This is a genomic window from Mesorhizobium sp. M7A.F.Ca.CA.003.01.2.1 (genome assembly GCF_003998945.1).
GTDB classification, from domain to species: Bacteria; Pseudomonadota; Alphaproteobacteria; order Rhizobiales; family Rhizobiaceae; genus Mesorhizobium; species Mesorhizobium ciceri.
The window spans coordinates 1-4,735 of sequence record NZ_RZRA01000417.1; the positions used below are offsets into that span (position 1 = coordinate 1).

The following is a 4,735-nucleotide window of genomic DNA, read 5'->3' on the forward strand; positions in this document are numbered from 1 at the left end:
AAGCCGATCGGCTGGATCGTCGACGACGCGGTGAAATTCGCCGGGCGCGAGGAGCGCCGGGGCAGCCGCTACGATATCATTCTGTTCGACCCGCCGGCCTATGGCCGTGGCCCCAAGGGCGAGGTCTGGCAATTGTTCGAGGACCTGCCGGATTTGACCGACCTCTGCCGGGCGATCCTGACGCCGAAGCCGCTCGCCGTGGTGCTGACCGCCTACTCGATCCGCGCCTCCTTCTTCGCCATCCACGCCCTGATGCGCGATACCTTTGCCGGTATGGGCGGCAAGGTTGAATCGGGTGAGCTGATCATCCGCGAAAAGTCCGCCGGCCGGGCGCTATCGACCTCATTGTTTTCGCGTTGGGTGGCTGAATGAACGAGCGGCATGCAGGCGCACCCGGCCAGGTGAAGGAGGTCACCAGCCTCGCCAATCCGCTGGTCAAGGACATCAAGGCGCTCGCTCAGAAGAAATTCCGCGACCAGCAGAACGCCTTCATGGCCGAGGGATTGAAGCTGGTCATCGATGCGCTCGATCTCGGCTGGCAGATCAGGACATTGGTTTTCGCCAAGGCCGGGCGCGGCAACGCTGCCGTGGAGAAGGTGGCCGCACGCACGGTTGCGGCAGGCGGCATGGTGCTCGAAGTGTCGGAGAAGGTGCTGGTCGCCATCACCCGTCGCGACAACCCGCAAATGGTGGTCGGCGTCTTTTCGCAAAAATTCCTCGCCCTGAAAGATGTCCGCGCTGACAATGGCGACGTCTGGGTGGCGCTCGACCGGGTGCGCGACCCCGGCAATCTCGGCACCGTCATCCGCACCGTCGATGCCGTCGGCGCCAAAGGCGTCATCCTGGTCGGCGATACCACTGATCCATTCTCCGTGGAGACGGTGCGTGCCACCATGGGTTCGATCTTTGCCGTGCCGGTGGCGAAGGCGACAACCGAGGCTTTCCTCGCCTGGCGAGGCGGGTTTTCAGGCCTCGTCGCCGGAACCCACCTGAAAGGCGCCGTCGACTACCGCTCGGTCGATTTTTCCCGCGGGCCCGTGCTGCTGATGATGGGCAACGAGCAGCAGGGACTGCCCGAAAGCCTGGCTGCGAGTTGCGACAGGCTGCTCAGGATTCCGCAAGCGGGCCGTGCCGATTCGCTCAATCTGGCCGTTGCCACCGGCATCATGCTGTTCGAGATCCGGCGCGGCGCGCTGAAGCTCGAGTCAATCCTGGACCAGCAATGAAGGTTGCCTGCCCGTGAGATCATGGTCTCCCTACGCATTGCTCGTCGTCGCGGCCATCGCGCTCGACCAGTGGATAAAATACCTGGTCGAGGCCGATCTGCCTTTTCAGGAGAAGGTTGATCTGCTGCCCTTCCTGGCGCTGTTTCGCACCTACAATACCGGCATCGCCTTCTCGATGTTCTCGTCCTTCGGCGACACCGGGCTGATCGTCATTTCGCTCGCCGTCGTTGCCTTCGTGCTGTTCCTGGCGACGCGGATCGCGCCGTCCCAGATCCTTGCCCGCACCGGCTTTGCGCTGATCGTCGGCGGCGCGCTCGGCAATCTGATCGACCGCGCCGTCTACGGCCACGTCATCGACTACATCCTGTTCCACACGCCGGTCTGGTCCTTCGCCGTCTTCAACCTTGCCGACGCCTTCATTTCGGTTGGTGCGGCACTGGTCGTCTTCGACGAGCTGTTCGGCTGGCGGCGCGAACCCAAAGCCAGTCCTTCCAAGGATTGACCCCGTGCGGCCATCGCCGCACAGTTCATGTCGTCAAGATCGCGGAGAAAGACATGTCCGAAACCTTCAAAGCCATCCTCGTTTCGCGTGACGCCGAGAAAAAGCAGTCGGTCGCCGTGACCGATCTCACCGAGGCCGACCTGATGGAAGGCGATGTCACCGTCGCGGTCGAGGCAACGACGGTGAACTACAAGGATGGCTTGGCGATCACAGGCAAGGCGCCGGTGATCCGCCGCTGGCCGCTGGTGCCGGGCATCGATTTCGCCGGCACCGTCATTTCGTCCTCGCATCCCGACTGGCGCGCCGGAGACAAGGTCGTGCTGAATGGCTGGGGCGTCGGCGAAACCCATTTCGGTGCCTATGCAGGCCGTGCCCGCGTCAAGGGCGACTGGCTGGTGCCGCTGCCGCAAGGCATCAGCCCGCATGACGCGATGGCCGTCGGCACCGCAGGATATACCGCCATGCTCTGTGTCATGGCACTGGAGCGGCACGGCATCCTGCCCGATCGCGGCCCGGTGGTGGTGACGGGGGCAGCCGGCGGCGTCGGCTCGGTCGCGGTCTCCATCCTGTCCAGCCTCGGCTACCATGTCATTGCTTCCACCGGCCGCAATGCCGAAAGCCCCTTTCTGATGGACCTTGGCGCCGCCGAGGTGATCTCGCGCGAGGAGCTTGCCCAGCCGGCCAAGCCGCTGGCCAAGGAGCGCTGGGCCGGCGGTATTGACGCTGTCGGCAGCCACACGCTGGCCAATGTGCTCTCGATGACCTCCTATGGCGGCGCGGTCGCCGCCTGCGGCCTGGCCGGCGGCATGGACCTGCCGGCCAGCGTCGCGCCCTTCATCCTGCGCGGTGTCTCATTGCTCGGCATCGATTCAGTGATGGCGCCGAAAGCAGTCCGCCTCGAGGCATGGCGCCGCATCGGCACCGACCTCGATCTGCAGAAGCTCGCCAGCCTGTCCAGCACCATCGGGTTCGACGGCATCGTCGATGCCGCGCGCGATATCGTCGAGGGCAAGATCCGCGGCCGCGTCGTCGTGGATATGTGACTCCGCCCAACTGCCGGAAGGGCGGATGCAATCGCCAGATCTGGTGGCAAACCCGCCGCGCCTCGGCAAAAAGCGCTCATCCGCTAAAATTGGAACGATCCGCCGCAATTTTCCATAAGCTCTGTCTGGCAAGAATTTCGCATGATCGCGCAATCCGGCAGCCAACAGGCGGACACTGGCGACGATGTCGATGCGGTGCTCCCGCCGGCGTCGACGCGGCGCTTCGTCGCCGCGCCGCCGCTGGTGCCCGAGCCGGAATTCTCCAGGCGCGAAGGCCTGTCCTTTCTGACATTCGTCGCCATCGTGGTGATGGCCGGGCTGGCGCACCTGACCGGGGCACCGATGTTCATCAGCGTTGCATTGCTCGCAACCGGCCTAGCCGGCCTTGCCATGCATCTGCGCGCCAGGCGGAGCGAACATCGCACCGCCGCCCTTCTTGACGAAACCACGGCCCGCAGCCGCGCCGAGATCGAGACGCTGGCCGACCGCATGTGGGAGATGCAGGAGAGCGATGAGCGCTTTCGTGGCCTGATCGACGCGCTTGGAGATCTCGTCATCCATCGCGACCGCGACGGCTACATCGTCTATGCCAACAAGGTCTTCGCCGATCTCGTCGAGATCGACCAGCGCGATCTTGCCGGCAAGACCCTGGCGGAACTCGGCATCGAGGTCGGCATGGTTCCCGATGCCGCCTTTTCCGACCATGAGTGCCTGAGTTCCACCGATGTCTCTATCAGCACGCCGAGCGGGCAGCGCTGGTTCTCCTGGATCGAACTGTCGGTGCGCGACAAGGACAGTGGCGCGGTTTCGCACCGCGCCATCGCCCGCGACATCACCGCCCGCAAACGCGCCGAGTCCTCGCTGATCACCGCACGCGAACGGGCCGAATATGCCAGCCAGGCCAAATCGCGTTTCCTCGCCACCGTCAGCCATGAAATCCGCACCCCGATGAACGGCATCATGGGCATGGCCAGGTTGCTCGCCGACACCAGCCTGTCGCCGGAGCAGCAGACCTATGTCGGCGCCGTCTCGACCTCAGCCAGCGCATTGCTTGCCCTGATCGAGGATCTTCTCGACTATTCCAAGATCGAAGCCGGGCGTTTCGACCCGGAGCCGCAGCCGATGTCGGTGCGCGAGATCGCCGCCAACATCATCGAATTGCTGGCGGCGCGCGCCTTCGCCAAGGATATCGGGCTGGGTTGTCATGTCGAACCCGACGTGCCGCAATTGATCACCGCCGATCCAGGCAAGGTCAGGCAGGTGCTTCTCAACCTCATCGGCAACGCCATCAAGTTCACCGACAGCGGCGGCGTGCTGGTGAGCATTGCACGCGCACGCACCGAAACCAGCGACCGCATATGCTTTACCATCGCCGATACCGGTCCGGGCCTGCATGATGCCGACCTGGAGCGCATTTTCGAGGAGTTCGAGCAGGCCGACGGCACGTCGACACGCACACATGGCGGGGCCGGCCTCGGCCTTGCCATCTCCAGGCGCCTGGTGGCCGCCATGGGTGGCACGATCTCGGTATCCAGCCGGCTCGGCCAGGGATCCGAGTTCGTCTTCGAAGTCCCTGCGACAGCGGCCACCGAAGCGCCGCAGGGCCGCCAGAATGCTCTCTCGGGCAGACGCGTGGTGATCCTGTCGAAGAACGCCGTCGAGGCCGACGCCATCGCCCGCACCATCCGTGCCAACGGTGGCGCGGTCGACATCGCCACCACCGCCGCACAGGCCGCGCCTTTCGCCGCCGGCTGCGACGCGATCCTGGTCGATGCAGCGATGGAGGAAGGCGACGGAAGGCTGCTCAAGCGCCTGCGCCAGAGCGGTTTCTCCGACTGTGAGGCGATCACGCTGATCGCGCCGACAGATCGCGGCATGCTTGGCGAGTTCCGCGCCAGCGGCTACGCAACCTTCCTGGCCAGGCCGGTGCGCGGCGGAACACTTTTGCGTGTACTGTTGAGCAG

At 64.8% G+C, this 4,735-nt stretch carries 4 protein-coding genes and 1 pseudogene; all 5 read left to right on the forward strand.

All coding sequences use genetic code 11. The annotated features are described in order from the left end of the window. Window positions 1-372: pseudogene (locus tag EN969_RS17575) on the forward strand (class I SAM-dependent rRNA methyltransferase); the annotation flags it as partial. Then, on the forward strand, window positions 369-1,226 hold the full coding sequence (locus EN969_RS17580) for an RNA methyltransferase (RefSeq protein ID WP_063169012.1): 858 nt from the start codon (window positions 369-371) through the stop codon (window positions 1,224-1,226). The pseudogene EN969_RS17575 and the gene EN969_RS17580, both read left to right, overlap by 4 nt. Before the next feature lie 13 nt (window positions 1,227-1,239). Next, window positions 1,240-1,728 carry a signal peptidase II gene (gene lspA / locus EN969_RS17585; protein WP_063169013.1) on the forward strand — a complete coding sequence of 163 codons (489 nt, stop codon included), beginning with the start codon at window positions 1,240-1,242 and terminating at the stop codon, window positions 1,726-1,728. A 53-nt stretch (window positions 1,729-1,781) separates the two neighbouring features. Further along, complete coding sequence (locus tag EN969_RS17590; RefSeq protein ID WP_024502831.1) at window positions 1,782-2,771, forward strand: MDR family oxidoreductase; 990 nt, start codon at window positions 1,782-1,784, stop codon at window positions 2,769-2,771. A 141-nt stretch (window positions 2,772-2,912) separates the two neighbouring features. Further along, on the forward strand, window positions 2,913-4,735 hold a 1,823-nt coding region (locus EN969_RS17595), incomplete at its 3' end, for a PAS domain-containing hybrid sensor histidine kinase/response regulator (RefSeq protein WP_164758317.1).

What these genes read in the sequence shown, in the direction of transcription:
- EN969_RS17590 (WP_024502831.1), top strand. Translation starts at nt 1,782, where the DNA reads ATGTCCGAAACCTTCAAAGCCATCCTCGTTTCGCGTGACGCCGAGAAA.
- EN969_RS17580 (WP_063169012.1), top strand. Translation starts at nt 369, where the DNA reads ATGAACGAGCGGCATGCAGGCGCACCCGGCCAGGTGAAGGAGGTCACC.